At 41.8% G+C, this 26523-nt stretch carries 23 protein-coding genes, 1 pseudogene and 1 riboswitch; of the genes and pseudogenes, 15 read left to right on the top strand and 9 right to left on the bottom strand.

From position 1 onward, the window contains the following. Nucleotide 1 precedes the first annotated feature (1 nt). A complete protein-coding gene (hpaB, locus tag MKX71_RS10045; protein ID WP_070549124.1) occupies nt 2–1453 on the bottom strand; it encodes a 4-hydroxyphenylacetate 3-monooxygenase, oxygenase component in 1452 nt (483 codons plus the stop codon). A 333-nt stretch (nt 1454–1786) separates the two neighbouring features. Here hpaB and MKX71_RS10040 point away from each other — a divergent pair, with 333 nt between their 5' ends. Continuing rightward, on the top strand, nt 1787–3472 hold the full coding sequence (locus tag MKX71_RS10040) for a methyl-accepting chemotaxis protein (RefSeq protein ID WP_339232020.1): 1686 nt from the start codon (nt 1787–1789) through the stop codon (nt 3470–3472). 114 nt (nt 3473–3586) lie between these two features. Here MKX71_RS10040 and MKX71_RS10035 read toward each other — a convergent pair whose 3' ends face one another. Both MKX71_RS10035 and MKX71_RS10030 read right to left on the bottom strand, forming a co-directional pair. Further along, nucleotides 3587–3880, bottom strand: a complete 294-nt coding sequence (locus MKX71_RS10035) for a YozQ family protein (RefSeq protein WP_003231427.1) — start codon at nt 3878–3880, stop codon at nt 3587–3589. 43 nt (nt 3881–3923) lie between these two features. Next, entirely contained in the window at nt 3924–4046 is a 123-nt protein-coding gene (locus MKX71_RS10030) for a hypothetical protein (RefSeq protein WP_014477000.1), read from the bottom strand. A 68-nt stretch (nt 4047–4114) separates the two neighbouring features. Here MKX71_RS10030 and MKX71_RS10025 point away from each other — a divergent pair. Beyond that, a pseudogene (locus MKX71_RS10025) lies at nt 4115–4178 on the top strand (hypothetical protein); the annotation flags it as partial. Between the two features lie 108 nt (nt 4179–4286). After that, entirely contained in the window at nt 4287–4691 is a 405-nt protein-coding gene (locus MKX71_RS10020; RefSeq protein WP_004399396.1) for a UPF0715 family protein, read from the top strand. 374 nt (nt 4692–5065) lie between these two features. On the opposite strand, the gene MKX71_RS10015 is transcribed toward MKX71_RS10020, so the two are convergent. Both MKX71_RS10015 and MKX71_RS10010 read right to left on the bottom strand, forming a co-directional pair. Then, on the bottom strand, nt 5066–5359 hold the full coding sequence (locus tag MKX71_RS10015; protein ID WP_003231432.1) for a hypothetical protein: 294 nt from the start codon (nt 5357–5359) through the stop codon (nt 5066–5068). 66 nt (nt 5360–5425) lie between these two features. Then, nucleotides 5426–7468: a molybdopterin oxidoreductase family protein gene (locus MKX71_RS10010; RefSeq protein WP_339232019.1), complete on the bottom strand. Its 2043-nt coding sequence runs from the start codon at nt 7466–7468 to the stop codon at nt 5426–5428. Nucleotides 7469–7615: 147 nt separating this feature from the next. Then, nucleotides 7616–7707, top strand: a riboswitch (SAM riboswitch). Nucleotides 7708–7790: 83 nt separating this feature from the next. On the opposite strand from MKX71_RS10010, the gene MKX71_RS10005 reads away from it, so the two are divergent. From MKX71_RS10005 to MKX71_RS09975, 7 genes are all read left to right on the top strand, one after another. After that, entirely contained in the window at nt 7791–8825 is a 1035-nt protein-coding gene (locus tag MKX71_RS10005; protein WP_339232018.1) for a 2-hydroxyacid dehydrogenase, read from the top strand. A 17-nt stretch (nt 8826–8842) separates the two neighbouring features. After that, nucleotides 8843–10306: an FGGY-family carbohydrate kinase gene (locus tag MKX71_RS10000; protein ID WP_339232017.1), complete on the top strand. Its 1464-nt coding sequence runs from the start codon at nt 8843–8845 to the stop codon at nt 10304–10306. Between the two features lie 93 nt (nt 10307–10399). Then, nucleotides 10400–11644, top strand: coding sequence for an MFS transporter (locus tag MKX71_RS09995; RefSeq protein ID WP_339232015.1), 1245 nt, complete (start codon nt 10400–10402; stop codon nt 11642–11644). Nucleotides 11645–12049: 405 nt separating this feature from the next. After that, nucleotides 12050–12601, top strand: coding sequence for a MarR family transcriptional regulator (locus MKX71_RS09990; protein WP_015251964.1), 552 nt, complete (start codon nt 12050–12052; stop codon nt 12599–12601). A gap of 15 nt (nt 12602–12616) precedes the next feature. Then, nucleotides 12617–13555: an ABC transporter ATP-binding protein gene (locus MKX71_RS09985; RefSeq protein WP_014479987.1), complete on the top strand. Its 939-nt coding sequence runs from the start codon at nt 12617–12619 to the stop codon at nt 13553–13555. 9 nt (nt 13556–13564) lie between these two features. Next, a complete protein-coding gene (locus MKX71_RS09980; protein WP_015251965.1) occupies nt 13565–14311 on the top strand; it encodes an ABC transporter permease in 747 nt (248 codons plus the stop codon). Continuing rightward, nucleotides 14305–15297 carry an ABC transporter permease gene (locus tag MKX71_RS09975; protein ID WP_015251966.1) on the top strand — a complete coding sequence of 331 codons (993 nt, stop codon included), beginning with the start codon at nt 14305–14307 and terminating at the stop codon, nt 15295–15297. Before MKX71_RS09980 ends, MKX71_RS09975 begins: the two co-directional genes overlap by 7 nt. A gap of 140 nt (nt 15298–15437) precedes the next feature. Here MKX71_RS09975 and MKX71_RS09970 read toward each other — a convergent pair whose 3' ends face one another. The 3 genes from MKX71_RS09970 to MKX71_RS09960 form a co-directional block, all read right to left on the bottom strand. Then, nucleotides 15438–15971, bottom strand: a complete 534-nt coding sequence (locus MKX71_RS09970; RefSeq protein ID WP_015251967.1) for a GNAT family protein — start codon at nt 15969–15971, stop codon at nt 15438–15440. A gap of 43 nt (nt 15972–16014) precedes the next feature. Next, the gene (locus tag MKX71_RS09965; RefSeq protein WP_339232014.1) at nt 16015–16785 is read right to left on the bottom strand and encodes a hypothetical protein; all 771 of its coding nucleotides are present in this window, start codon (nt 16783–16785) and stop codon (nt 16015–16017) included. 69 nt (nt 16786–16854) lie between these two features. Further along, on the bottom strand, nt 16855–17160 hold the full coding sequence (locus MKX71_RS09960; protein ID WP_167408211.1) for a DUF948 domain-containing protein: 306 nt from the start codon (nt 17158–17160) through the stop codon (nt 16855–16857). A gap of 150 nt (nt 17161–17310) precedes the next feature. On the opposite strand from MKX71_RS09960, the gene MKX71_RS09955 reads away from it, so the two are divergent. The 4 genes from MKX71_RS09955 (at nt 17311) to proB (ending at nt 20848) form a co-directional block, all read left to right on the top strand. Next, nucleotides 17311–18027, top strand: a complete 717-nt coding sequence (locus tag MKX71_RS09955) for a 3-ketoacyl-ACP reductase (protein ID WP_038429073.1) — start codon at nt 17311–17313, stop codon at nt 18025–18027. A 299-nt stretch (nt 18028–18326) separates the two neighbouring features. Continuing rightward, nucleotides 18327–18695 (top strand): replication termination protein, encoded by a 369-nt coding sequence (rtp, locus tag MKX71_RS09950; RefSeq protein ID WP_003220337.1) that lies wholly within the window; start codon nt 18327–18329, stop codon nt 18693–18695. 147 nt (nt 18696–18842) lie between these two features. Beyond that, nucleotides 18843–19736, top strand: a complete 894-nt coding sequence (gene proC / locus MKX71_RS09945) for a pyrroline-5-carboxylate reductase (protein ID WP_101172420.1) — start codon at nt 18843–18845, stop codon at nt 19734–19736. Next, the gene (proB, locus tag MKX71_RS09940) at nt 19733–20848 is read left to right on the top strand and encodes a glutamate 5-kinase (protein WP_003231456.1); all 1116 of its coding nucleotides are present in this window, start codon (nt 19733–19735) and stop codon (nt 20846–20848) included. Before proC ends, proB begins: the two co-directional genes overlap by 4 nt. A gap of 51 nt (nt 20849–20899) precedes the next feature. On the opposite strand, the gene gltC is transcribed toward proB, so the two are convergent. Beyond that, a complete protein-coding gene (gene gltC, locus MKX71_RS09935; protein ID WP_004399246.1) occupies nt 20900–21802 on the bottom strand; it encodes a glutamate biosynthesis transcriptional regulator GltC in 903 nt (300 codons plus the stop codon). A 146-nt stretch (nt 21803–21948) separates the two neighbouring features. Between gltC and gltB the strand changes: the two genes are divergently transcribed. Further along, complete coding sequence (gene gltB / locus MKX71_RS09930) at nt 21949–26511, top strand: glutamate synthase large subunit (RefSeq protein ID WP_076457966.1); 4563 nt, start codon at nt 21949–21951, stop codon at nt 26509–26511. Nucleotides 26512–26523 lie beyond the last annotated feature (12 nt).

Raw genomic sequence — 26523 nt, 5'->3', positions numbered from 1 at the left:
TTCATTGTTCTGCATCTGCATGTAAAAATGTTTTAATCATGTTCAACTGCTCCTGCTTTGGATAACTGGTATACAGCCTGCTTGAAATCCGAATAGGATCTCCGAAAAAATATCTTTCGTAGTGAGTTTGTCTAGTTCCGAATGAACTCATTGTTAAATCCCATGCCAAACGGAAAATTTTCACACGTTCTTCAGCATTTGTATTGGTTGCTTGAAGATATTGGTCAAGATCTTCCCGTATCTCTGAGTCAAATGCATTTTCGGTAGGCAATGTCACCATTCCGCTAGCTCCAATTAATTGTATGACTTCAGTAAATCGAGGATATAACTTAGGAATGATCGTACTGATGACTTGAAGAGGAATTAAAGAGGGGCGCATATAGCCGAATTCATCTAACTGAGCATCATTTTCCGATTTGTCAATGAGCGCTTTGATTGTTTCCAATCCCACAATGATTTCTGAGAGTTTTTCTTGGATGTGCTGGTATTCGGAAACATTAATGGTGTCGACAAGAAGCTGTGCAACACCTAATAGAAATTCAATTTTTATCATTTGCCTAATGACAACCTGGTGAAAGGTAAAGGCATGAAAAGAGCTTTTTGTCATAAAATCTTTAGCTGCTTCCACATTATCGTAAAAAAACACACGATTCCACGGCACTAACACATGATCAAAAACCACAATTGAATCCATTTCTTCATACCTGGAGCTTAAGGGATGATTAAAGGAAGAGTCGCTTAATACAAATGATTCTCTTGTGATGAATTTTACGCCTTTTGTATTAGAAGGGATTGAAAAAGCATAAGCTTCATCTGTTTCAAAGAAAAATTTAGGCGCTGAAAAAACCAAGATTTCATCGGTCAACCCGCCTTGTGTTGCAAGCAGTCGTGCGCCATGGATCATTAAACCTTTTTCGGTTCTATCAATGACTTTAGCAGATATCGGTTTTTCACTTAGCCCAAAATAGGACTGTGACCGGTTCACTTGCGGAGTAATGAATGTATGGGTAAAGGAAAGGTCATGCTTAGCAGCTTGTTCATACATATCTAGTATATGTTCAGGAAAGCAATTCTCTTTATCTTTTAGAAGCTCCGCTGACGAAGCAAAGCTCATCATAACCGTATTCATGTAATCCGGACTTCTCCCCATCATTCCATGAGTATGTCTAGCCCAATGTTCAATCATGGTCCTTCTTTTTTTCAAATCATTTTTGGTTTTAGGCTGGAGATAGGAAAGGCCGATTCGGTTATGATCTCCAGGAAGGCAATAAGTCATTTCATGTATTAACTCATCCTTTGTTTGCAATTCATAAAGTGAGCTTTTTGTTTTGATTATTCCTTTAAATGCAGGATGCTCAGAAATGTTACCCTTTATTTTTTCGCCATCATACCATATTTCGTTTTCTAGTTTATTCAATCGGTCAATGAATTCTTTACCATTGATGATCCCCATTTAAGTTTCGCTCCTTCATATTATGCTGCGTATTGTATTATATTTTCGAGAAAACAGCCGGTTCAGCCAATTTGAGGTGGGAAAAGCCTTTTTTGTATGCCTAATAGAAAATGAGAATAAGAGTGACTTATACGACAAAAGACAGCCAATTTTTCTTGAAGCCTTTCTGAAGATTTAGAGCCGTAAAGAATTTGCTTATTCATATGAAAATAGCACTATAAAACTTGAAACCCGTGTCGATATTATGGACATGGGCGTAAGCGAATTGGATTCAAACGCGCTTGAACATATTTTATTTCAGCCATTACATTGTGCGGAAAGGGAAAACGACACATGAAAGTGAAAACAAAATTGCTGGGGATTATATCAATATTAGTTGTTTCAATTATTGGAATTGGAGGCTCCTCAGTATTTATGATTTCTTCTACTGTGAAAAAGAATGAAGAACTTAAAGACAAAATGGAATTCCAAAAAGAGATAAAACACATCCAATATGAATTGACCGGGTTATCAAATGATGAAAGAGGCTTCTTGATTACCGGAGACAAAGAATACGACGAGGGTATGAAGGAAAAAGCAGACGATGTCTTAAAGGGTCTTGACCGGGTTAATGACTTGATTGATGAAGAGAGATATCAATCAAATATCGAAGACATTAAGACAAGTTTTACTCAGTATAGAGCTTTGAATCAGCAAGTAGTAACAGCCTACTCTTCAAATCCGAAAAAAGCAGAAACCATCCATTTTGGAGAAGAAAGAACACTAAGAAAAGAAGGCGTAGATCCGGCTGTCAATAAGCTGTCTGATCGCCTGGATCAAGAGGTGGAGGATCTAAAAGATGAAATACGAGGCAATGGGAAAATGAGTCAATGGCTCATCATCATTGTCACCGGGATATCAGTTATATTAGGCGTTGTTTTAAGCATAATGCTGTTAAAGTCTATAATGGTGCCCCTAAGAAGCATAAATAAGCAGCTGGAGGAAATTGCACACGGCGACGCTGATTTAACCAAAAAAGTCATTGTGAAAAATAAAGATGAATTTGGCCAGCTTGCCCAATCGTTTAATTCTTTTACTCATTCATTAACTCAAATTGTGAAGCAGATCAGCAGCTCATCTGAACAAGTCGCCGCTTCCTCCGAAGAATTATCGGCAAGCGCGGAAGAATCGAAATCAACATCTGAACATATTTCCCGAGCCATGCAGATGGCTGCCGACAGCAATGTGAAGCAAAGCTCAATGACAAAAAAGAGCGCAGAATCCATCACTGAATTATTAGACAGTATATCATCAGTCGCTTCAAATACAGGGAACATAGCGGATCTTTCTTCTTCGATGAGAGACAAGGCTGAAATAGGCTCTAAGTCCGTCAATAAGATGTTAGATCAGATGAAATTCATTGATAAATCTGTAGATTCAGCCGGCAATGGATTGCAAACATTGGTAGCGAGCACAGCAGAAATCAGCGATATCTCTTCGCTTATCACGACGATTTCAGAGCAGACAAATTTGTTGGCACTAAATGCAGCGATCGAGGCGGCCAGAGCCGGAGAGCAAGGAAAAGGATTTGCTGTGGTGGCAGAAGAAGTTCGGAAGTTGGCGGATGAAACAAATAAATCTGCAAACCACATCCAATCGGTGGTAGCGACCATCCAAAATGAATCGATAGAAACGGTAAATAATATTAAGGTTGTTCAAGAAAATGTGAGCTCAGGTATTGTTCTTTCTCAAGAGGCAACAGGAAATTTCAATGAAATACTGAACCTCGTGGAACAGGTCACTTCTCAAATACAAGAAGTCGCAGCGGCAACTCAACAGCTTACATCAGGCGTTGAAGTGATTCAGCACACAGTTCATACATTGGCCGCTGGAACAAAAGAAACGTCTGCTAATACAGAAGCGGTTGCAAATTCATCACAGGAACAGCTACATTCAATGGAGGAAATCTCCTATGCCGCAGAATCTCTATCTCAGTTGGCAGAAGAGCTTCAAACCGTCATTAATCGTTTTAACTATTAAACAGGCTACTTACGTGCAACCCCCATCTTATTCGGTGGGGGTTTGCTACTTTACTGTGGTTGTTTCTACAAATAGAGCTAACTGACTTCTTTTAAGTTAGCTCCGTTTGTATGGCTAGTCCAAATTTTGATCGATTGTCCCTTCAAAATAGTCATCGCTGACCTGTTCATGAGTTTCAGCCAATCCTTTTTCTAATTGCGTGCTTCCTTTATAATCTGAGGGCTCAAAGTATTTCCCGGCAACATCTGTTGTGTCATTTTTGTTTTCTTTGTTATGAGTTTGTGTTTCAGTGTTTACACTTTCTGTCTCAGTATTGCTGCGTATAGATTGCTGAAAATCATATTCCTTGTCTAATGAAGAAAATCTTTTATAATCATCAGGTCTGTCTGCACCGTTTTTTTGAGTCACTTTACTTCCTCCAGATTATTGATATTTTAGTGGGGGTAAGAACTTATTTCGTTCTTTTAGGATCAGAACCATGTTTTTTAGGATCATCTGCTTTAAAAGCTGTTTCAGTCTCATGGTCATTTCTCATTTGTTCAATACTTGAATTTTGAATTCCCTTTTTACTCATTGGTTTCACTCCTTTACGAAAAGTGTTGAATATCAACTCTTCTTATTTTGTCTGTTGATCAGGTATTCATTCACTTTTTTCATTCGCGCTTTGGCTAATCAGGAGAGGCATTTTCATGCCAGTCGTATTATTTAATAAAAAGTCGTATTTTTGAAACCTTTTATCATCGCATTGTTAATACAAAGGTTGTGAATTTATACTAACAGCACTGTGAATAAATCAAACAAGGGGGGTGAAAAAATGAAAAAAATCGCATCATATTATTTAATGACATTAGGGCTATCCAGCCTTACATTTGGTTTGTTATTAGGGTTTTATTCTTTCGTTATGTATGGCGATATGATAATTGCATTGTTTACGGCAGCAATTGCTTTATTATACGGTTTTGTGGTGTATGGCCTTTTTGCTGTTCCGCTCCAAATGAAGTTGCAGAAAAAAGCGAGAACATTCAATGTCATGTACCTATTGATTTACAGTGTGGTTGCTTTTATCGCAGCTTTCCTGTTTTTTGTTATCAATGAACCTGCGTCAATAGCATGGACATTGCAATCGTACTTTTATTATATGTTAAGTATTGCGGCTGCAGTGATTTACTGGTTATGGGATTCTCTGATCCTTTATAAACGTACAGCTTCCGGTGTATAGGCTAATTTTTACCAATCGGAGAAATATGGAGGTTCAATAAAAATTCAGGATCTAAAAGCTTTAGGTTTCATATTTTTTTAAAAAAATCCTCCGCGGATAAAGGCGCAGTATGGGGGCATAATGAGAGCACACATTCAAACCGAATAGGTTTTCTAAGTGTTTTACGATACATACGTTCATCAAGAACATCACGTCATCAAAGGAATATAAAAACTATTGTTGTGGAACGGGCATCTTGAGTTGTTTGAGGAAAGAACATAGATGGTGGTTTATCGTTTTATCAGCGCTTATAGAACAAAGTTTTGGTGGCGGTCAATCCATACAGCTAAACAGAGGAGAGCGTGACAATGAATCTCGCTCTCCTCAGATTTGTTTTATTCACCCTGATGTTTTTCAACTAATGTGAATGTCCAATCTTTTAACATATGTTTCTGGACATATTTTTTTCCGTTTATTTCGATGTAAGGCAGGTCTGCCATGTCTCCAGCTAACTGTTTTGCTTCAGTCGTTGTTATTCCTAAAAAAAGTCCAATGTAAAAGTAAATATCCCGTTCTTTTATTAGGAAGATATCATTTTGTTCATTACCTTTGGTTTGGTTCCTCTGCTTTAAGCCTTCACCGATAAAATATCCAGCCAAAGCAATACCAATTCCTAAAAAAACGTCCATGTGTATGCCTCCATTATGTCGATGTTATGTTATACGGGCTTGGCATACTCCGGGTTTCATTATTTTTCAAACCTTTTCAATCTGTACACGGCCTGAAAAAAAGGTGGCGCCGCCGCCCATATCGGACAAGCGATCTGGGGTTAGCGCGTTTACAAGCTGTTTTTTTCCTTGTTCATCCGCCCATAATCCTTGGCTGACAACGACACCTGGCAGCACTTGTTCTCCAACTGCAGCGGTCAGCTCGCATTCTCCCCGGCTGTTCCAAATTCGTACAGGTGCCCTATCAACGATTCCGTGTTCTTCAGCATCCTTTGTGTTGATAAAGAGCTTTGGCGTCTTCTCAAGCTTGATGTGTTTTTCATTATTGGAAAATGTTGAGTTTAAGAAATTATGGTTTGGCCCCGGAACATACATAAACGGATGTTCATTATCGGTTACAAGAGGTGTATATGTCGGTAAAGCCGGGAAGCCGTCTTGTTTCATTTTTTCTGAATATAATTCTATTTTTCCGCTTGGCGTTGGAAGTTCGCCCGAAAACAGCGGCTTTTCGCGTTTTGCTTTCATAAATGAATGCTTAGTGAGTGCATCGTAATCAATCTCTGCCAAATGCGGATTATCTGGATGGTCAAGCGCCTGGCGGATTAATACTTCATCTGAATCTTTAAGCTCCTGGTCTGTGAATCCCATGGCTTCAGCCAGTAATCGGAACACCTCAGTGTTAGACTTGCTTTCCCCATATCTCTCAATCACCGGCTGCTGAAGCTGAATGTAATGGTGCCAGTAGGAGGTGTAAAAATCAGTATTTTCAAAAGCGGATGTTGCAGGCAGTACAATGTCCGCATATGCAGCCGTTTCCGTTAAAAACAAATCATGAACCACAGTAAACAAGTCTTCCCGCAGCAAGCCCTGTCTGACTTTGTTTGCTTCGGGTGCGACGACGGCAGGGTTCGTTCCGTAAATAAATAGAGAGCGAATCGGCGGGTCTGTTTCCAAAAGCACCTTGCCAAGCTGATTCATATTAAACGACCTCGGGGTGCGCCCTTTCAATAAGTCGGGCCGCTGCAAGGCATTTGTGTTATATTCTAAAATTCCGCTGTTATGCTTAATTGCGCCGCCCCCTGTGTGCAGCCATTGGCCGGTGATCGCCGGAAGACAGGCAATCGTCCTGACAATCATCCCGCCGTTATCGTGATGCTGGGGTCCGTTTCCGATTCTGATAAAAGAAGGGGAGGTTTCCCCGTACATTTTTGCCAGTCGGTAAATATCTTCGGTACTGACACCGGTGATCGTCGATACCTTTTTAGGATCATATTGTTTCACGTGTTCACGGAGCTCTTCATAGCCAACCGTGTACTCAGACAGAAATGCTTCATCATGAAGGTTTTCTTTAAATAAAATGTGCATGATGCCAAGAGCAAGTGCACTGTCGGTTCCCGGCTTTATCGGAATAAACCAATCTGCGAGACGTCCTGTTTGATTTTTATGCACATCGATCACGACAATTTTGGCACCTTGTTTTCGCGCTTTTTGGGCGATCGTAATTTGGTGCATATTTGTGCTGACCGCGTTGATTCCCCAAAAAATAAATAGTTTTGTATGAATGGTTTCCTCAGGATCGATTCCCGCGCTTATGCCCATTGTATATTTATAGCCTTCAGATCCCGCTTTGCTGCAAATCGTCCGTTCAAGCTGGCTTGACCCCATGCGGTAAAAAAAGCGGCGGTCCATTCCTTCAGCTGTCAATTTCCCCATATTTCCGTAAAAGCTGTAAGGAAGTATGCTTTCAGCTCCCTCTTCATCAATCAGCTGTTTCCAGCGGGAGGTGATCGTATCGATTGCCTCTTCCCAAGAAATCGGTTCAAATATCGCTTGGCCTTTCGCACCTGTTCGTTTGAGCGGTGTAGTCAGCCGCTTTTCATCATAGATGCGCTCCGTCATATTCCGGACTTTGTTGCATATGTTTCCGGCTGTGACAGGATGATCAGGGTCTCCTTGCACTTTTACGATTTTCCCGTCTTTTTTATGTATTAACAATCCGCACTGATCCGGGCAGTCCAGCGAGCAAACGGATTTGAAAATGCCGTTTTGTTGTGTGGCAAAAGATTTCATGGCCCAGTTCCTCTCTCTAGTTAGATATTTTGTAAGAATTATAACATTTCGGATCATAACGTCAATTCTGAAAAAAGAGATTGACATCAATCTGAGACTTCTTTATGATAAACGTATTCTTTATTCTGAAAATTACATACTCAACATTTTCTATCCAGAGAGGTGGAGGGACTGGCCCTATGAAACCTCGGCAACATTATTGTGCCAATTCCAGCAAGCGTCAGCTTGAAAGATAGGAAAGCAAGGTTTATACCGGCGTCTGCCTGTAACAGAGCGCGCCTATATATGAATCTCTTTCCATCTTCGGAAAGAGATTTTTTTTATGAAAAATACGATGAAAAGGATGTTTTGCACCATGACGGTTTTGGTTACAGCACCGTACAACGAAGAAGGACGAAAAGAGCTAGAAAACTTGTTTGGCTCAGTTGCTTATCAATCTTGGAAGGAACAAGGCCGGGCATATCGGGAAGATGAACTCATTCAGCTGCTAAAAGCAACAAATGCGACAGGCTTGATTACTGAGCTTGATCAGGTAACAGACAGCGTATTTGCTTCTGTTCCCGAACTTTCATTTGTCGGTGTTTGCAGGGGAATGCCCTCCAATGTGGATGTGGCAGCTGCCTCAAAAAGAGGCATACCTGTTTTTTATACACCAGGGCGGAATGCACAAGCCGTTGCTGAAATGTTTATTGGAAATGTGATTTCCTTTCTGCGCCATACCAGCGCCTCGAATCAATGGCTGAAGGATGGAAAGTGGGACAGTGATTACCTGCAGGCTTATGTCAAATTTAAAGGAAATGAATTATCAGGAAAAACGGTTGGCATGATTGGGTTCGGCGCCGTTGGTCAAAGGATTGCAAAACTGCTGACTGCGTTTGACTGTAAAATAAAGTATTACGATCCATACATTCAAGACGATCATCCGCTGTATGAAAAAGTATCTCTTAAAACGGTGTTTTCAGACAGTGATATCGTTTCTGTCCATCTGCCTCGTACTGAGGAAACACTTGGACTTATTGATCGGAAGTATTTTGATCTGATGAAACAGAGTGCGATTTTCGTCAATACTTCAAGAGCAGTTGTTGTAAACCGTGAAGATCTTTTATCTGTATTAAAAGAACATAAAATCAGAGGTGCGATATTAGACGTTTTTTATCATGAACCTCCAGAGGAATCAGATTATGAATTGATTTCATTGCCTAATGTTCTGGCAACACCGCATCTCGCTGGAGCAACATTTGAAGTGGAGGATCATCACGTGACGATACTGAATAAAGCCCTCAAAAAGTGGAAGGGCGAAAAAACTCTTAATATTCTGACAATTTATAACAAGGACGCACTGAAAACAGGGGGATAAGAAAGGAGGCTAACAGAATGAAAAAACAAAAAGGCTATCTCGTTTTTGATATTGGCACAGGCAATGCGAGGGTAGCGGTCGTGAGTGTAACTGGCAGTGTTCTAACAGTTGAACGGGAGGACATCGTGTATTCCACAGAGACGCTTTACCCGGACAGCCGTTTTTTTTCTCCTCAGGTGCTGTGGAAGCAGGTGATGAATTTGGCAAAACGTGCGCTATCCCGTTCGCATGATATTGACATCATTGGTTTGACATCGACGAGCCAAAGACAGGGGATTGTTTTGATTGATCAAAACGGCGATCCTTTTCTCGGGCTGCCGAACATCGATAACCGCGGCCGAGAGTGGGAGGCGAGCATTCCCGATCGGGAAGAGATATACAGCCGCACAGGCCGCCTGCCAACCGCACTTTTTTCCGCGCTCAAGCTTTATGGATTAAAACAGCGCCAGCCCTCTTTATGGGAAAAGACTGCAAGCTTTACAAGCATCAGTGATTGGGTGACGTACCAACTGAGCGGAATATTAACATATGAACCATCACAGGCAACAGAAACCCTGCTGTTTGATGTGAAGCAAAACACTTGGTCAGAAGAGATGTGCGACATTTTCGGCTTTTCTCCATCTATCCTTCCGCCTCTTGTAAGAGCGGGAACAGCAATTGGAACGATAGCAAATGAATATGCATCCGAATTAGGCCTTTCAATAAATGCTAAGGTTATAGCAGGGGGCGGGGATACACAGCTGGCTGTCAAAAGCACCGGAGCTGGACTTGAGGACATTGTCATTGTATCAGGGACAACAACGCCAATAACCAAAATTACTGAGGATCATGGCGACACAAAACATAAAGCCTGGCTGAACTGTCATGCAGATCAAGGGCATTGGCTTGTGGAAACGAATCCGGGAATTACCGGATTGAATTATCAAAAATTAAAACAGATTTTTTATCCGAATGAAACGTACGAAGTAATGGAGGAGGAGATTTCTGCACTTGCAAAAGAAGACCATGCATGTGTAGCGGCTCTCGGCTCTTATTTATCGGCTGAAAAGAATGCGTTAACGAGAGGCGGTTTTCTTTTTGATGCCCCGCTGTCAGCACATTTAAAGAGGGCACATTTTGTACGTGCAGCGCTAGAAGAGATCGCATTTTCAATCAAATGGAACTTTGACATTTTAACAGAGGTTACTCCGTTTGAACGTGACTATGTTTGGGTGTGCGGAGGGGGATTCCAAAGCAAAGCGCTCACTCAATATATCGCGGATCTTCTTCAAAAAAAGGTCTATGTCCAAGAGGGATATCATCAGGCATCTGTCGTCGGTGCTGCAGTCATTTGCAATGAAACCTTTCAATTAACGGAGGAGATGTCAGCAAATGTCCGGGTGATCGAACCGAAGGACTGTCAGATAGAATTGGCTTTATATGAGGAATGGAAGCAAACACAGCGCTTTTTTTCAGGATCAGAAAGCAAAGTATTAATTTAAGGCGGCATTTCTGCTGTTTTGAGGAATCATTTAATTTTCAACTTTAATAAGGTAATACGGTAATGTATATTAGCATCTAAGGAGGAGACAGATATGTTGGATAAAATAGGAATACCGAAGCGGCTTGCCTGGGGATTTTTAGGGGTTGTTTTGTTTATGATGGGAGATGGCCTTGAACAAGGCTGGCTCAGTCCTTTTTTGATCGAAAACGGGCTCACCGTTCAGCAGTCCGCTTCCATTTTTAGTATATACGGAATTGCGCTTGCCATAGCTTCCTGGTTTTCGGGTGTATGTCTCGAAGCATTTGGCGCAAAACGGACGATGTTTATGGGGCTGTTGTTTTATGTGATCGGTACAGCTGCTTTTATCGTATTTGGATTTGAACAGCTGAACCTGCCAGTGATGTATGTGACTTACTTCGTAAAAGGGTTAGGTTACCCGCTTTTTGCTTATTCTTTCTTGACATGGGTCATTTACAGAACACCGCAAAGCAAACTGAGCACTGCTGTCGGCTGGTTTTGGATAGCATATTGCCTCGGCATGTTTGTGTTCGGCGCTTGGTACTCAAGCTACGCGATCAAAGCGTTCGGTTATTTGAATACGCTTTGGAGCTCTATTTTCTGGGTATGTCTCGGTGCATTCTTTGCATTGTTTATCAATAAAGACCGTTTTGAAAAGAAGAAAAGAAAAAGATCAGAAACAGCCGAGGAGCTTTTAAAAGGGGTTACGATTTTATTTACAAATCCGCGCGTGCTTACAGGCGGAATCATCAGAATCATCAACAGCATTGGTACATATGGTTTTCCAGTCTTTTTGCCGATGCACATGGCCCAGCATGGAATTTCAACCAATGTGTGGCTGCAAATTTGGGGAACGATTTTTCTGGGGAACATTGTGTTTAACCTTATCTTTGGTATTGTCGGCGATAAATTCGGCTGGAAAAATACTGTTATTTGGTTCGGCGGAGTCGGCTGCGGCATTTTCACCGTCTTATTATACTACGCACCTGTTTTCTCCAGCGGAAGTTTAGTGGTTGTCAGCGTGATCGGCTTTATTTGGGGCGGTTTGCTGGCAGGCTATGTGCCGATTGGTGCAATTGTGCCGACGGTGGCAGGAAAAGATAAAGGGGCAGCCATGTCTGTATTGAATTTGGCTGCAGGTTTATCAGCGTTTGTCGGTCCCGCGCTTGCTTGGTTGTTCATCGGTCTCGTCGGTGCGCAAGGCGTCGTCTGGATCTTTGCGGTCCTTTACGTTGCGAGTGCAATCATGACGAAATGCATTCATATACCTGAGGAAAAAGCAGTTAAGGAGGAATCATCTCCTCAATATGCATCTTAATTAGAAAGCGCCCATTTTCCGGGGCGCTTTTTATCATTTGTTCAGCAATGTAAGGATTTCCGATACGGAATGACGCAAAAATGATTGATCTGGACGGGATTTCACCATAACAGTCAGCTGATAAGAAACAGAATATAAGTCTGAGCCGTTTGTTCCACGTTAATTTCACGTCTTAGCTCGCCCGAATGTTCTCTCAAAACAAATTCATAACGGTCTCCAATGCTTTATTCTTCATTGAATTCTCGATGACGAGCCATCAACATTACCTCTTTCTGAATCGATCAGTATATAACTATTCTATAAATTATCGAGGGAGTCTAAAGAAAAATAGACAACATATTGACAATGTAATGAGAAGTGTTAAGATGTATAGACAATAAGTTGTCCATTCAAGGAGGGAACATCGTGGATTATTCTAAGGAACTGAAAGATTTATTTTTAATGCAACAGTCTTACGCTACATTTTTTTCCACTTTAAACAAAATCCAATCACGCGGAGACGATTATTATGAAAGCTTAACGTCGAGGCAATTTATGACGATGGTTGCCATACTGCATTTACCGGAAGAGGAAACGACATTCAACAACATTGCAAAAAAATTAGGCACTTCAAAACAAAACATCAACAGACTTGTCAGCGGTATTGAAAAAAGAGGTTATGTCATCACTGTACCAAGTAAACGCGACAAGCGTGCAGTTAATGTGAAGATTACTGATTCAGGAAAGCGTGTCATGGAGGAATGCGGTGAAAAAGCGGTGTATTTTATGGCCGATCTATTTAAAGGCTTTTCGACGGAAGAGCTGGAAACATTATGGGTTTTATTGAAGAAACTGTACAGTTTTGACGGAGAAGAACAGGATGGTTTTGAAGAAGACGCTGCTGATTTTGACATTGAACAAAATCGAGACAATTTGAAAACAAATTTATTGCAGGAATTCGCAAAACGGAGAAAGTAAAAAGGAGAACCAACTATGAACAACGTAGCAACAGTAGAAAACTTGAAAATGCAGTATGAAAACAAAACGGCAGTAGATGGGATTTCGTTCGAAGTGAGAGAGGGGGAAGTGCTTGGCTTACTAGGTCCAAATGGTGCTGGGAAAAGCACAACCATTCATATTTTATCAGGAGTATTGTCGGCCAGTTCCGGAAATGTTTCGATATTGGGCCATAGTGTGAAAAAAGGGTCCAAGGAAATGAAGAAAGGCATCGGGATTGTGCCTCAAGATATCGCGATTTATGAGGAGATTTCCGCTGAGAAAAATGTTCGTTTTTTTGCCAGTCTTTATTCTCTTAAAGGAGAAGAACTGAAAGCCCGAGTCAAAGAGGCTTTGGAGCTCGTACAGCTATATGACCGGAAAGATGACAAGCCAAAGACGTTTTCAGGCGGGATGAAAAGAAGATTAAACATTGCGTGCGCCATTGCCCATCAGCCGAAACTGATTATCATGGATGAGCCCACGGTAGGAATCGATCCGCAATCCCGGCATCACATTTTGGAATCGATAAAAGAGCTGAAAACAAAAGGCGCAAGCATCATTTACTCTACACACTATATGGAAGAAGTCGAGGCAATTTCAGATCGTATTATGATCATGAATGAAGGAAGAATTATTGCCAATGGAACAAAAGAAGAGCTGTACAGAGAAGTCAATAAAGAAATAACATACGCTTTTCAACTGGCGCATGTTCAGCGATTAAATAAAAACTCGATTAGAGAAATCATAGGAGTGACAGGAGTTGATTTCTCTGACCATCAACTAAATGTTACCGTTCAAAAGAACCAAGATCACCTGAGTGAAATCATATTAGAATTGAGTGCCCAAGGCTGCAGTATCCTAAACATGAACAAAAAAGAGGCATCGTTAGAAACGGTATTTTTAGAGCTGACGGGAAGAAATTTAAGAGATTAGGAGAGCAAAATGAGTTTGTTAAAATTAATAACATTTGATTTTATGAATATTTTAAGGAATCCGGTTCTTGTAATAGCCAATACGGTCTTTCCTTTTGTTCTGATTCTGGTCATGGGCTTTGTTACGAAAAGCAGCTTTGGAGCAGGCGGGGTCAGTTCTTATGATTATTACGGAGTGAATATGATGATTTTCACTGCAGCTCTGATTGCTATGACGACCTCTAATACGTTTATGGAGGAAAAGGTGAAGAAGGCGAACCTTCGTATTGTGTATGCGCCGGTTTCGACAACTAGTATTTATCTTTCTAAATTACTATCAACCTTTATATTCAGTGTCATTATGTACAGCATGAATGTGTTGATAGCCCAAACGATTTTTCATTTGAACTTTGGAGGACAATATCTTACGTATTTCATGCTTTTATTGTATGTATTTTTATTTTTCGGTTGCTGTTTTGGCACAATGTTCTGCAGTTTGTTCAAGAATGAAGAACAGGCGAATGGGATTATGCAAATTCCGATAGCTTTTTTTGTTTTCTTTGGTGGCGTATTTTTCGGAATTCATAGATTTGGAGATACCGTCAATCAGATATCGATTCTTTCTCCGATTAAATGGGTAACAGAATGTTCATTTCGTCTCATTTATGATCATGATTTCAGTATGCTGCAGCCTGTTATGTCAGGACTAATATTGGCTTCAATCATTTGTATTGCCGTTTCTCATGTTGTATTTAAGCCGGAGGGATATATATGCTGAGTTTATTCCAAAACAGGTGGGAGCGAATCCTGACCAAAAAAGCCATTATTATCATTGCATTAATCATTATCCCTCTGATGATTGGCGTTGCGATTATGTTTTCCGGGAAGCCGGTTTTCAAAGAAACAATCGCTTTTGTTACAGAACTGGACGAAGTTCATCATTTGCCGAGTGATTCTGCATTTAGGGTGGTAACGGTAGATCAGAAGCCGAAGTTTTCTGATCTGATGTTAGGGAAATATGCAGCCATTGTAGAAAAAAATCAACTTGATTACAGCGTAACCACGTTGAAAAGTAAAGCGGATCAAAAAATGATTCAGCAATTTTTTGAGACTGGAGAAATGCCAGGCAGCTACCGGGGAGAGGATGAATTAAGGATGGAACGGGGAACGGGAACGAATATATTAGGCTTTATCATGATGCTTGTATTGATGCAAGGTGTGGCATTAGCTGCGTTATATCCAGAAGACCGGATGCTCAAAACCTTCAAAAGGATTTTAGTGTCTCCCGTGCATGTGGGGAAATATTTGTTGGTTCAGTTTATCTTTACTTTTTTATGTTTATACATACCCACTTACTTGGCCATCCTAATTACAAATGTACTCTTTCATGCTGAAATTGGTTTCCGTTTAAATATTCTTGCTGGGTTACTGGGTGTTCTTACAGTGCTTGCAACAGCATTCGCTATCTTTATGGCTTCTGTGATGGATCGAAACATCAGTTTGATGACGAGTGGTATCAGTGTGATCACGTGTGTATTGTCAGGCTGTTTTATTTCTTTTGCTCCACATCATCCAATATTAAATGCCCTTTGTGCGATACTGCCACAAAAAGCGTATATGACTTTCATTCACGGGGTAGAAATGGGGGATTCAATGTGGGAATACAAAACTCAGGTTATTTATATTTTGATGTGGTCGGCTACGTTTTGTTTCCTTGGGGATTTTATCACAAGAAGAAGAACCAATAAAGGGATTTATGAGTAGGGGAAAAAAGTTATTAGCATTGTTTTAAGAGATGAAAATCTTGTAGGGATTGATCAAGAATCAAAACGTCATAGCTGATGCAGGTCATGAATCGGACATTTTAAAGGAAAAGGGATGTGGCACAGACCAAGAGAATACCGTCATTCTCTTGGTTTCACAATAGAATACACATTTGTATCATATGGAGTACCATTTTGATACATGTACTGTCTTAAAACACCTTCTTTTTGAAACCCCATTTTTAGGAGCAGACGATTTGATGCATCATTAGCAGTAAATACAACTGCGCCAATACGCGACAGTCCAAGGGCAGAAAATCCGTAAGATACGACCTTTGAAATGACTTCTGATGCAAAACCGTTTCGCCAATGCTCCGGGATGATTTCATAACCGATTTCCGCGCGCCTATGCTTTTGGGCCAGAGCGTGAAAGCCTATTGTTCCGATCAGTTCTTTAGTGTCCCGTCTTTCAATTCCCCACCGTATACCGCGTTTTTCTTGATAGAGGGCAGCAAACGTTTGAATCATTGAAATGGCCTGTTCTATAGATTCCATGTTTTCAAGCCCATAATAGCGTGTCACCTCATCGTTTGAGAAACAAGCAAAAATGGCTTCCGCGTCCTGATCTGTGATTTGCCTAAGTATAAGCCGATCCGTTTCTAATATAGGAAACATTCAACCACTCCCCACGTTTGTGTTTTTGTTTATCATATCCCTTTTATTTCCTCTTTTCTATAGCGAAATCAACCAATGCAGCAAAGGAACGAATTTGTGTTTCTAGTTGCTCTTTGTTTTTGCTGAATTGTTTCAAACGATGGCCGTTCGCGCCTGATGGATGGGGAAAGCCGTTAAGGCAAATCAAATTCTGGAGGCTGTGTTGTCTGATCAATGTTTCACATACTGTTTCGGCCGCTTTTCCTAACGGAATGAGAAGAGCTGGTCCCGTCACATGGTTAAGCTCCGCAGGGAAGTGCCCAAAAGCATAGGTGCTTAGGATAGGAGAATGAGTGATAGCCGGTTTGTATCCGGTATAGTTTTTTTGCTGGATAAAGACAGGATATTTAATAACGGAAGTTGTATGGAGCATATACCGTAATTCTCCAAAAAGCTTTGCGGCGCTTTGAATGCCGAAAGCTTGCGGCAGCCCGCATAAATCCAGCATGGTGATAAGGTTATGTCTCATCGACCCGGAGAAACCCGCTGCTATTTTTGTATCTACCGCCATTTGCTCAAGAGTGCGGCCTTGCCGCAGACTTTCGACTGCTGTTTCGTACGCTGTTTTCATCTGGGAAAAACCCGGCGTGATCCCGGCAATCACAAGCGAGGCATCCCGATTGATAAATTCATTATGAGGTGAATAGTAGATGCCAAGTTCGTTTTCTTGATGGAGACGAAATGGATCAGTAAGTAAATCGGACTTTGTAAGTGAAGAGGGAAGAGAATGTAGTTTTTCTGCGAACTCCTTTAAGCAACTGTGGTTTACAATCATGCGAAAGCCTCCTCAAAAAATGATATCCCATTGTCCATTCTGATCGTAACAACGGGATCTCATTCATCCTTATCTGCTATTAAAATGTCCTGCCTGCCACACCTCTTTGACTGCTTGGGGAACTTCTTTCACTTCAGCTGCTGTCTGCTGAAACGCGTATTTTTTCATTTGGACATCATGCTGAATCTTCTTTTGTTTTTGCGTCAGCAGCTCTGCTTCTGTTTTTAATCCCTCGATTTGTTTTTGCATAGCCTGTGTAACAGAAGTGAGCTCCTTTAGTGCGGGGTCTATTTTTTTCTTGTTTTGGATCACGGTAACTCCTAAGAAGATAATAGAAACTGCTAATACTGCAAGACTGATATAAACTATAATCATATGTTCACTCCTTTTCTTATGTCATTACCCTGTATCCGTTTTTTTAATCAGAAGAAATGATATTTACACAGTTCGTTTGATTTGCGTATTGGATGTATTGTACTTATAATGTGATATCGTACATATGTAAACAAAGAAAGGGTGCTTCAATTGCAAAGTTTACAACATAAAACTGCACTAATCACAGGCGGAGGCAGAGGAATTGGCCGCGCTACTGCTCTGGCGCTTGCCAAAGAAGGCGTGAATATCGGGTTAATTGGCCGGACTTCCGCTAATGTAGAAAAAGTGGCTGAAGAAGTCAAAGCGCTTGGTGTAAAAGCTGCATTTGCTGCTGCAGATGTAAAAGATGCTGATCAGGTTAACCAAGCTGTAGCTCAAGTGAAGGAACAGCTCGGTGATATCGATATCCTCATTAATAATGCCGGCATCAGCAAATTTGGCGGTTTCTTAGATCTGTCAGCTGATGAGTGGGAAAATATTATTCAAGTCAACCTAATGGGTGTGTACCATGTCACTCGCGCGGTGCTTCCGGAAATGATCGAACGCAAAGCCGGAGACATCATTAATATTTCATCTACAGCGGGCCAAAGAGGAGCTGCTGCAACAAGTGCTTACAGCGCTTCTAAATTTGCCGTTCTCGGGTTAACAGAGTCTCTTATGCAAGAAGTAAGAAAGCATAATATCAGAGTCAGCGCGTTAACGCCGAGCACTGTCGCTAGTGATATGTCTATCGAATTGAACTTAACAGACGGTAATCCTGAAAAAGTTATGCAGCCTGAGGATCTTGCTGAGTACATGGTGGCACAATTGAAATTAGATCCTCGTATTTTCATCAAAACAGCGGGATTATGGTCAACAAATCCTTAAAAATGAAAACCTGTCTTTCGACAGGTTTTTTTATTTGAATGAAATCCGTACCGGTAAAATGAGATATGTAAACCCTGGCAATCGTTTAAATTGAAGATAGCAGTAAATGCAGGCTATAATAGAACTAAGAAAACTATGTACCAAATGTTCAGTCGAAATTTATTTTTTCCGCTACACCTATAATCAGTAAATATGAAATGACTGGACTATCAGTCTTTAATATAAAGAAGGAAAACAATAAAAGAAAATTGAATATTTAGTACATAGTGTTGTCAGTGACAGAAGAAGGAGTGCATATGATGAAAGAAGAAAAAAGGAGTTCAACAGGCTTTTTAGTGAAACAGCGCGCATTTTTGAAGCTTTATATGATAACGATGACAGAGCAAGAGAGACTCTATGGGTTAAAGCTGCTTGAAGTACTTCGGTCTGAATTTAAAGAGATTGGTTTTAAACCAAATCATACAGAAGTATACCGGTCTTTGCATGAACTTCTTGATGACGGGATACTAAAACAAATTAAAGTAAAAAAAGAAGGGGCTAAGCTCCAGGAAGTCGTCCTCTATCAATTTAAAGATTACGAAGCCGCCAAGCTATATAAAAAACAGCTGAAGGTAGAGCTGGATCGCTGTAAAAAACTGATTGAAAAAGCTCTCTCAGATAATTTTTAATAGAAACAAACACCCGGCGCAGCAGTGTGAACCGGGTGTTTTCTGCTTTTCATTATACATATTTGTCGAAAAGAAACAATACAAATCAATAATGGCCTTCAAACTTGACATCATTTCCTCACGTGGTAACATTTTAAACGTGTGAAAATGCGAACGAAAAAGCGAACAAAGGAGATGTTACCGATCTTTGATCAAAAGAAAGTAGCCTTTATAGGAGCAGGATCTATGGCGGAAGGAATGATATCAGGTATCGTTCGAGCCAACAAAATCCCGAAACAAAACATCTGCGTTACAAACCGCAGCAATACAGAGCGATTAACTGAACTTGAACTTCAATATGGAATCAAAGGCGACTTGCCGAACCAACTATGTATTGAAGACATGGATGTGCTCATTTTGGCAATGAAGCCAAAAGACGCCGAAAACGCTCTGTCATCACTAAAATCACGTATTCAACCCCATCAATTAATATTGTCGGTCCTTGCCGGCATAACCACCTCTTTTATTGAACAATCATTGCTTAATGAACAGCCGGTTGTCAGAGTGATGCCCAACACTTCCAGTATGATTGGCGCTTCTGCAACAGCTATTGCCCTTGGCAAATATGTGTCGGAAGACCTGAAGAAGCTGGCCGAAGCATTGCTTGGATGCATGGGCGAAGTCTATACAATCCAAGAAAATCAAATGGATATATTCACCGGAATTGCAGGCAGCGGACCCGCGTATTTTTATTATTTAATGGAATTCATTGAAAAGACAGGCGAGGAAGCGGGCCTCGATAAACAGTTATCTCGAAGCATCGGCGCACAGACACTTTTAGGTGCCGCAAAAATGCTCATGGAAACAGGAGAACATCCTGAGATCTTAAGAGATAATATCACGTCACCGAACGGAACGACAGCAGCGGGGCTGCAAGCCTTGAAAAAGAGCGGCGGCGGAGAAGCGATTTCTCAAGCAATAAAGCATGCGGCTAAGCGTTCAAAGGAAATCAGCGAAGATATCGAAAAAACTGCAGCGCCGCTATCAGGAGTGATAAAGTGACGCCTGATACAAGCATGAAAAGAGTCGTTGTGAAGATTGGAAGCAGTTCATTAACAAGCCTTCATGGAGAAATCAGCATTCGAAAATTAGAAGCGTTGGTCGACCAGGTCGTCAAACTCAAAGACGCCGGTTATGAAGTGATTTTGGTTTCCTCAGGCGCAGTGGCGGCGGGATATCGGAAGCTCGGATTTATCCAAAGGCCCGAGAAGCTTCCAGAAAAACAAGCATCAGCTTCAATCGGCCAGGGATTGCTAATGGAGGCTTATTCAAAGCTGTTTTTGGCACACGGCTATGTCGCATCCCAAATTTTAATTACGAGAAGCGATTTTTCTGATGAATATCGATACAACAATGTCAGGAATACAATGAATGTACTGCTCGAGCGCGGCATCATCCCGATCATAAACGAAAATGACACAGTTACCGTCAATCGGCTCAAGTTTGGCGACAATGATACGCTCGCAGCAAAAGTCGCAGGATTGATTGATGCAGATATGCTTGTGATTTTATCAGATATAGACGGATTATATGACGGCAATCCGCGCACAAATCCAGAAGCGAAAAAGATACAGCGGGTGAGTGAAATAACACCTGACATCGAAGCATGCGCAGGTGACACTGGAAGCATCGTTGGCACCGGCGGCATGCGCTCTAAGCTTGATGCGTTTAAAATCGTAATGGCGTCTGGCATTAAAGGTTTCCTAGGTCAGGCAGATGCTGGCGATATTTTATACCACGCCGTTCATGAACAGGCGGAAGGCACCTATTTTGAAGCAGAAGGAACGCTTCCGTTGAATCAAAAGGAGCAATGGATCGCTTTTAATTCCGGTCCGGAAGGTGAAATGATTTTATCAGATGATTGTTCACGAAAAATAACAAACGGACAATCGAGTTTATACCTAGACGGTGTACAGAAGATTAAAGGGAAATTCAAAAGCGGTTCAGTTGTTCGGCTGATGGATTCAAAAGGGACGGAAATCGGCCTTGGAATCGTCAATTACTCTTCTGTACAGCTTCAAGAACCGGAAAAGAAAAAGGAACTGACAAATAGAGCTCTAATTGATCAAGAAGCATTTGTTTGCCATGTGGATTTTTCTTTACCTGTAAATTAATTTGCAGAAAAAAACCCGAAGCTTCTATATAGAAGCTCGGGTTCATTTTTTTTATTGATACTGCTCCAGCTTAGAGAAAAATTGAATGACAAACTCATAAAAATCATTCGCAGAAGGCGCAAGCTCTCTATTTTTCGGTTTAATGATTCCGACAGTCCGTTTTACTTGAGGGAACTCAATTGGAATTTTCACAGTAAAACGAGGTGTTGTTTCAGCAAAAGTACTTTCAGGCAGAAGGGTAACGCCCATTCCTGCGGACACTAACCCTTTGATCGCATCCAAATCCTCACCCTCAGTGGAAACGAGAGGAGCAAAGCCTGCTTGTTTGCAAGTATCGATTGCCATCTCTCTAAGTACAAATCCTTCCGGGAACAATACAAATTGGTCGTTGCGCAAATCAATTAAATGAACCGTTTTTTGTTTAGCAAGCGGATGATTTAATGGAACAAGCGCGTAAATTTTTTCAGTAAATAATATTTTTCCCGTTATGTCAGAGAAATTCGTCGGCACCGGTCCTAATAAGGCCAGATCAATATCGCGGTTTCTGACAGCTTCGATCAGAAACTTATAGGAGCCTTGGCGCAGCAAAAATTCGACGTGCGGATATTCTTCTTTAAACGCTGAAATGACAGTCGGCAAAAGCTGGCTGGCGAGGCTTGTAGGAAAGCCGATCTTTACCGTTCCGCGATGCGGGTCAAGATACTCATCAATTTGCTCTTTCGCATAATCAATGGCTTTCATCGCCGTTTTCACATGAATCAAAAATTCTTTTCCGATTGGCGTGAGTTTGATATTTCTCCCTTCACGCTCAAATAAGGTCACATTTAATTCTTCTTCAAGATTGGCAATTTGTCTGCTGATTGCTGATTGGGCCACATGCAAATGATCAGCGGCTTCTGAAACGTGTTCTCTTTCAGCCACCTCCATAAAATAACGCAGTTGGCGCAGCTCCATGTTTGTCTCACATCCATCTATCTCATTTTGAGATTCTTTTGATCTAAATTATATATTGTTTATATCGTTTTGAAAACCTACAATGATTATAGAGTTGTTAGATTTTATGACCGGTATTATCGGAAATTGATCGGGGGAGAGGAATTATGACGTACAATCAAATGCCAAAAGCTCAAGGTCTCTACCGTCCTGAATTTGAACATGATGCATGCGGAATCGGCCTATATGCACACTTAAAGGGCAAGCAGACTCACGACATTGTCAAACAAGGACTTAAGATGCTTTGCCAGCTAGACCATAGAGGAGGGCAAGGCAGTGATCCGGATACAGGAGACGGAGCCGGCTTACTGGTTCAAATCCCTGATGCTTTCTTTAGAAAAGAGTGCAAAGACATCAATCTGCCAGAAAAAGAACGTTATGGGGTAGGAATGGTCTTTTTCTCACAGAAAGAAGATGAAAGAAAAAAAATTGAAAAGCAAATCAATGCACTGATTGAACAAGAAGGCCAAGTCGTTCTTGGATGGAGAACTGTACCTGTAAATGTCGGAAAAATCGGAACAGTGGCGCAAAAAAGCTGTCCGTTTGTCCGTCAGGTATTTATCGGCGCAAGTTCTGATCTAAAGGACAATTTATCTTTTGAACGAAAATTGTATGTCATTCGTAAACAGGCTGAAAATTGGGGAGTAACGGAAGGTCTTGATTTTTATTTTGCCAGTCTTTCAAGCCAGACCATTGTTTACAAAGGCCTTTTAACACCTGAACAGGTTGATGCATTTTATTCTGATCTGCAAGACGAAGCATTCGTTTCTGCTTTTGCGCTCGTTCATTCACGCTTCAGTACCAATACATTCCCTACATGGGAAAGAGCGCATCCTAACCGCTATTTGGTTCACAACGGTGAAATTAACACCCTTCGTGGAAATATCAACTGGATGAGAGCACGTGAGCAGCAATTTGTATCTGAAAGCTTCGGTGAGGACTTAAATAAGATTTTGCCGATTCTTAATGCTGATGGCAGTGACTCTTCCATTTTGGATAACGCATTTGAGTTTTTTGTGATGGCTGGACGCAAACCGGCACATACGGCAATGATGCTCATTCCAGAGCCTTGGACGGAAAATACGCATATGTCCAAGGAAAAAAGGGCGTTCTACGAGTACCATAGCTCCCTGATGGAGCCTTGGGACGGACCAACAGCCATTTCTTTTACTGACGGTAAACAAATCGGGGCGATCCTTGATCGGAATGGTCTCCGTCCGGCCCGTTATTATGTCACAAAAGATGATTATATTATTTTCTCATCTGAAGTAGGCGTTATTGAAGTTGAACAGGAGAACGTTTTATATAAAAACCGCCTTGAGCCTGGGAAAATGCTTTTAATCGACCTGGAAGAAGGCCGTATTATCTCCGATGAAGAAGTCAAAACACAAATTGCAACTGAGTATCCGTATCAAAAATGGCTTGAAGAAGAGCTTGTACAAGTAAATCCTGATCCGGAGTCAAGAGAAGAAGAACAATTTAGTGATCTTCTTACTCGCCAGAAGGCATTCGGATACACATATGAGGATATCCAAAAGTATCTAATTCCTGTTATTAAAGAAGGCAAAGATCCCCTTGGTTCAATGGGGAATGACGCTCCGCTTGCTGTACTTTCTGACCGAGCGCAATCACTGTTTAACTACTTTAAACAGCTGTTTGCACAAGTAACGAACCCGCCAATCGACGCGATTCGTGAGCAGCTTGTCACTTCAACGATGACTTGGCTCGGTGCGGAAGGCGATCTTCTTCATCCAAGTGAACGAAATGTTCGCCGGATTAAACTGTATACACCTGTTTTATCCAATGAACAGTTTTACGCATTGAAAACGATTGTTCATCCTGATTTAAAAAGCCAAAAAATTGATGTGCTGTTTTCAGAGGATCTTGAACGCGGTTTAAAGGACATGTTCACACAAGCAGAGAAAGCCATCAGCCAAGGCGTAAGTTTGTTAATTTTATCAGACAAAAAGATGAACGAACGACTGACACCAATTCCGCCGCTTCTGGCAGTAAGCGCGCTGCACCAGCACTTAATCCGCAAAGGGCTGCGTACTAAGGTCAGCATTATTGTGGAATCGGGAGAAGCACGTGAAGTGCATCACTTTGCAGCGTTAATCGGTTATGGCGCAGATGCGATTAACCCTTATCTCGCTTATGCGACCTACAAGCAGGAAATTGATGAAGGCCGTTTGGATATCAGCTATGAAGAAGCGGTCAGCAAATATGGAAAAAGCATTACTGAGGGCGTCGTAAAAGTGATGTCCAAGATGGGAATTTCAACTGTGCAAAGCTACAGAGGCGCACAAATCTTTGAGGCGGTAGGAATCAGCCGCGATGTGATCGACCGCTATTTCACAGGTACTGCATCACAGCTAGGCGGCATCGATTTACAAACAATTGCAGAAGAGGCACAGCGCCGCCACCGGGAAGCGTATCAGGATGATTACAGCAAAACGCTTGAACCGGGAAGTGACTTCCAATGGAGAAATGGCGGAGAGCATCATGCGTTTAATCCGAAAACGATTCATACTTTGCAATGGGCGTGCCGCAGAAATGATTACAATCTGTTTAAACAGTATACAAAAGCGGCTGATGAAGAACGCATCGGATTTTTGCGGAACTTGTTCGCATTTGACGGAAACCGCAAGCCTTTGAAGTTGGAGGAGGTTGAATCCGCTGAATCGATTGTCAAACGTTTTAAAACGGGTGCGATGTCATTCGGGTCCTTGAGTAAGGAAGCGCACGAAGCTTTAGCAATCGCAATGAACCGTCTTGGAGGAAAAAGCAACAGCGGTGAAGGCGGAGAAGATCCCAAACGCTTTGTTCCAGATGAGAACGGCGATGATAGAAGAAGTGCGATCAAACAAATTGCATCCGGACGGTTTGGTGTCAAAAGCCATTACCTCGTCAATGCTGATGAGCTGCAGATTAAAATGGCTCAAGGTGCTAAGCCGGGTGAAGGCGGGCAGCTTCCTGGCAACAAGGTATATCCATGGGTTGCCGATGTCCGCGGGTCAACGCCAGGTGTCGGATTAATCTCACCTCCGCCACACCATGACATTTATTCGATTGAGGATTTAGCCCAGCTGATCCACGATTTGAAAAATGCCAACCGTGACGCAAGAATCAGCGTAAAGCTGGTGTCAAAAGCAGGTGTAGGAACAATCGCTGCAGGTGTTGCCAAAGCGACTGCAGATGTCATTGTGATCAGCGGCTATGACGGAGGTACAGGCGCTTCTCCGAAAACCAGTATTAAACATACAGGGCTTCCGTGGGAGCTTGGCCTTGCAGAAGCACATCAAACACTAATGCTGAACGGACTTCGTGACCGTGTTGTATTAGAAACAGACGGAAAGCTCATGACGGGCCGCGACGTTGTGATGGCTGCCTTGCTCGGCGCCGAAGAATTTGGTTTCGCAACGGCTCCGTTAGTTGTACTCGGCTGTGTCATGATGCGTGCCTGCCATTTGGATACATGCCCTGTCGGTGTAGCGACACAAAATCCAGAGCTTCGCAAAAAGTTCATGGGAGATCCTGACCATATTGTGAACTATATGCTGTTCATTGCCGAAGAAGTTCGTGAGTACATGGCTGCGTTAGGCTTCAAGACATTTGATGAAATGATCGGCCGCACTGATGTACTTCATGTAAGTGAACGGGCAAAGGAGCACTGGAAAGCAAGCCAGCTTGATTTGTCTACCCTTCTTTATCAGCCTGAAGGGGTGCGGACGTTCCAATCGCCGCAAAATCATAAAATTGATCAATCACTTGATATTACAACAATTCTCCCGGCCGTACAAGAAGCCATCGAATCTGGAAAAGAAGCTGATATTTCGATTGAAATCAATAATACAAATCGTGTAGCCGGAACGATAACCGGCAGTGAAATCTCAAAGCGTTACGGAGAAGAAGGTCTTCCTGAAGATACAATCAAGCTGCACTTTACCGGATCAGCCGGCCAAAGCTTTGGAGCTTTCGTTCCTAAAGGGATGACGCTTTATTTGGACGGAGACTCAAATGATTACGTCGGAAAAGGGCTTTCTGGCGGAAAAATCATCGTCAAGTCACCAGAAGGATTCAACTCTGCTTCGGATGACAATGTCATTATCGGCAACGTGGCTTTTTACGGTGCGACAAGCGGAGAAGCATATATTAACGGGCGTGCTGGTGAACGCTTTGCCGTTCGAAACAGCGGTGTGAACGTAGTTGTAGAAGGCATCGGCGACCACGGCTGTGAATACATGACTGGCGGCAGCGTTGTCGTTCTCGGTGATGTAGGCAAAAACTTTGCGGCAGGTATGTCCGGCGGAATCGCTTATGTACTGACCGAAGATGTCAAAGCGTTTAAACGCAAATGCAACCTTGAGATGATTTTATTTGAATCATTAGAGGATGAGAAAGAAATCCAGCAAATCAAAGCAATGCTTGAAAGACATACTGCGTATACAAACAGCCAAAAAGCAGAAGATCTGCTAGATCAATGGGAAGACAGTGTGAAAAAATTCGTCAAAGTCATTCCGAAAAACTATAAACAAATGCTCGCAAGCATCGAAGAGCAAAAAGCTGCAGGTTTATCAGATGAAGAAGCCATCATGTTCGCTTTTGAGGCCAACACGAAGCCAAAGCAGAATACAGCAGCATCGGGACAAAAACAAGCGGTAGTACAGTAAGGAAGGGGAGAG

It is taken from the genome of Bacillus sp. FSL M8-0071, assembly GCF_037975455.1.
Taxonomy (GTDB): Bacteria; Bacillota; Bacilli; order Bacillales; family Bacillaceae; genus Bacillus; species Bacillus subtilis.
The sequence above is the reverse complement of the archived record's forward strand: the minus strand, read 5'-3'. Positions and strand labels throughout refer to the sequence as shown.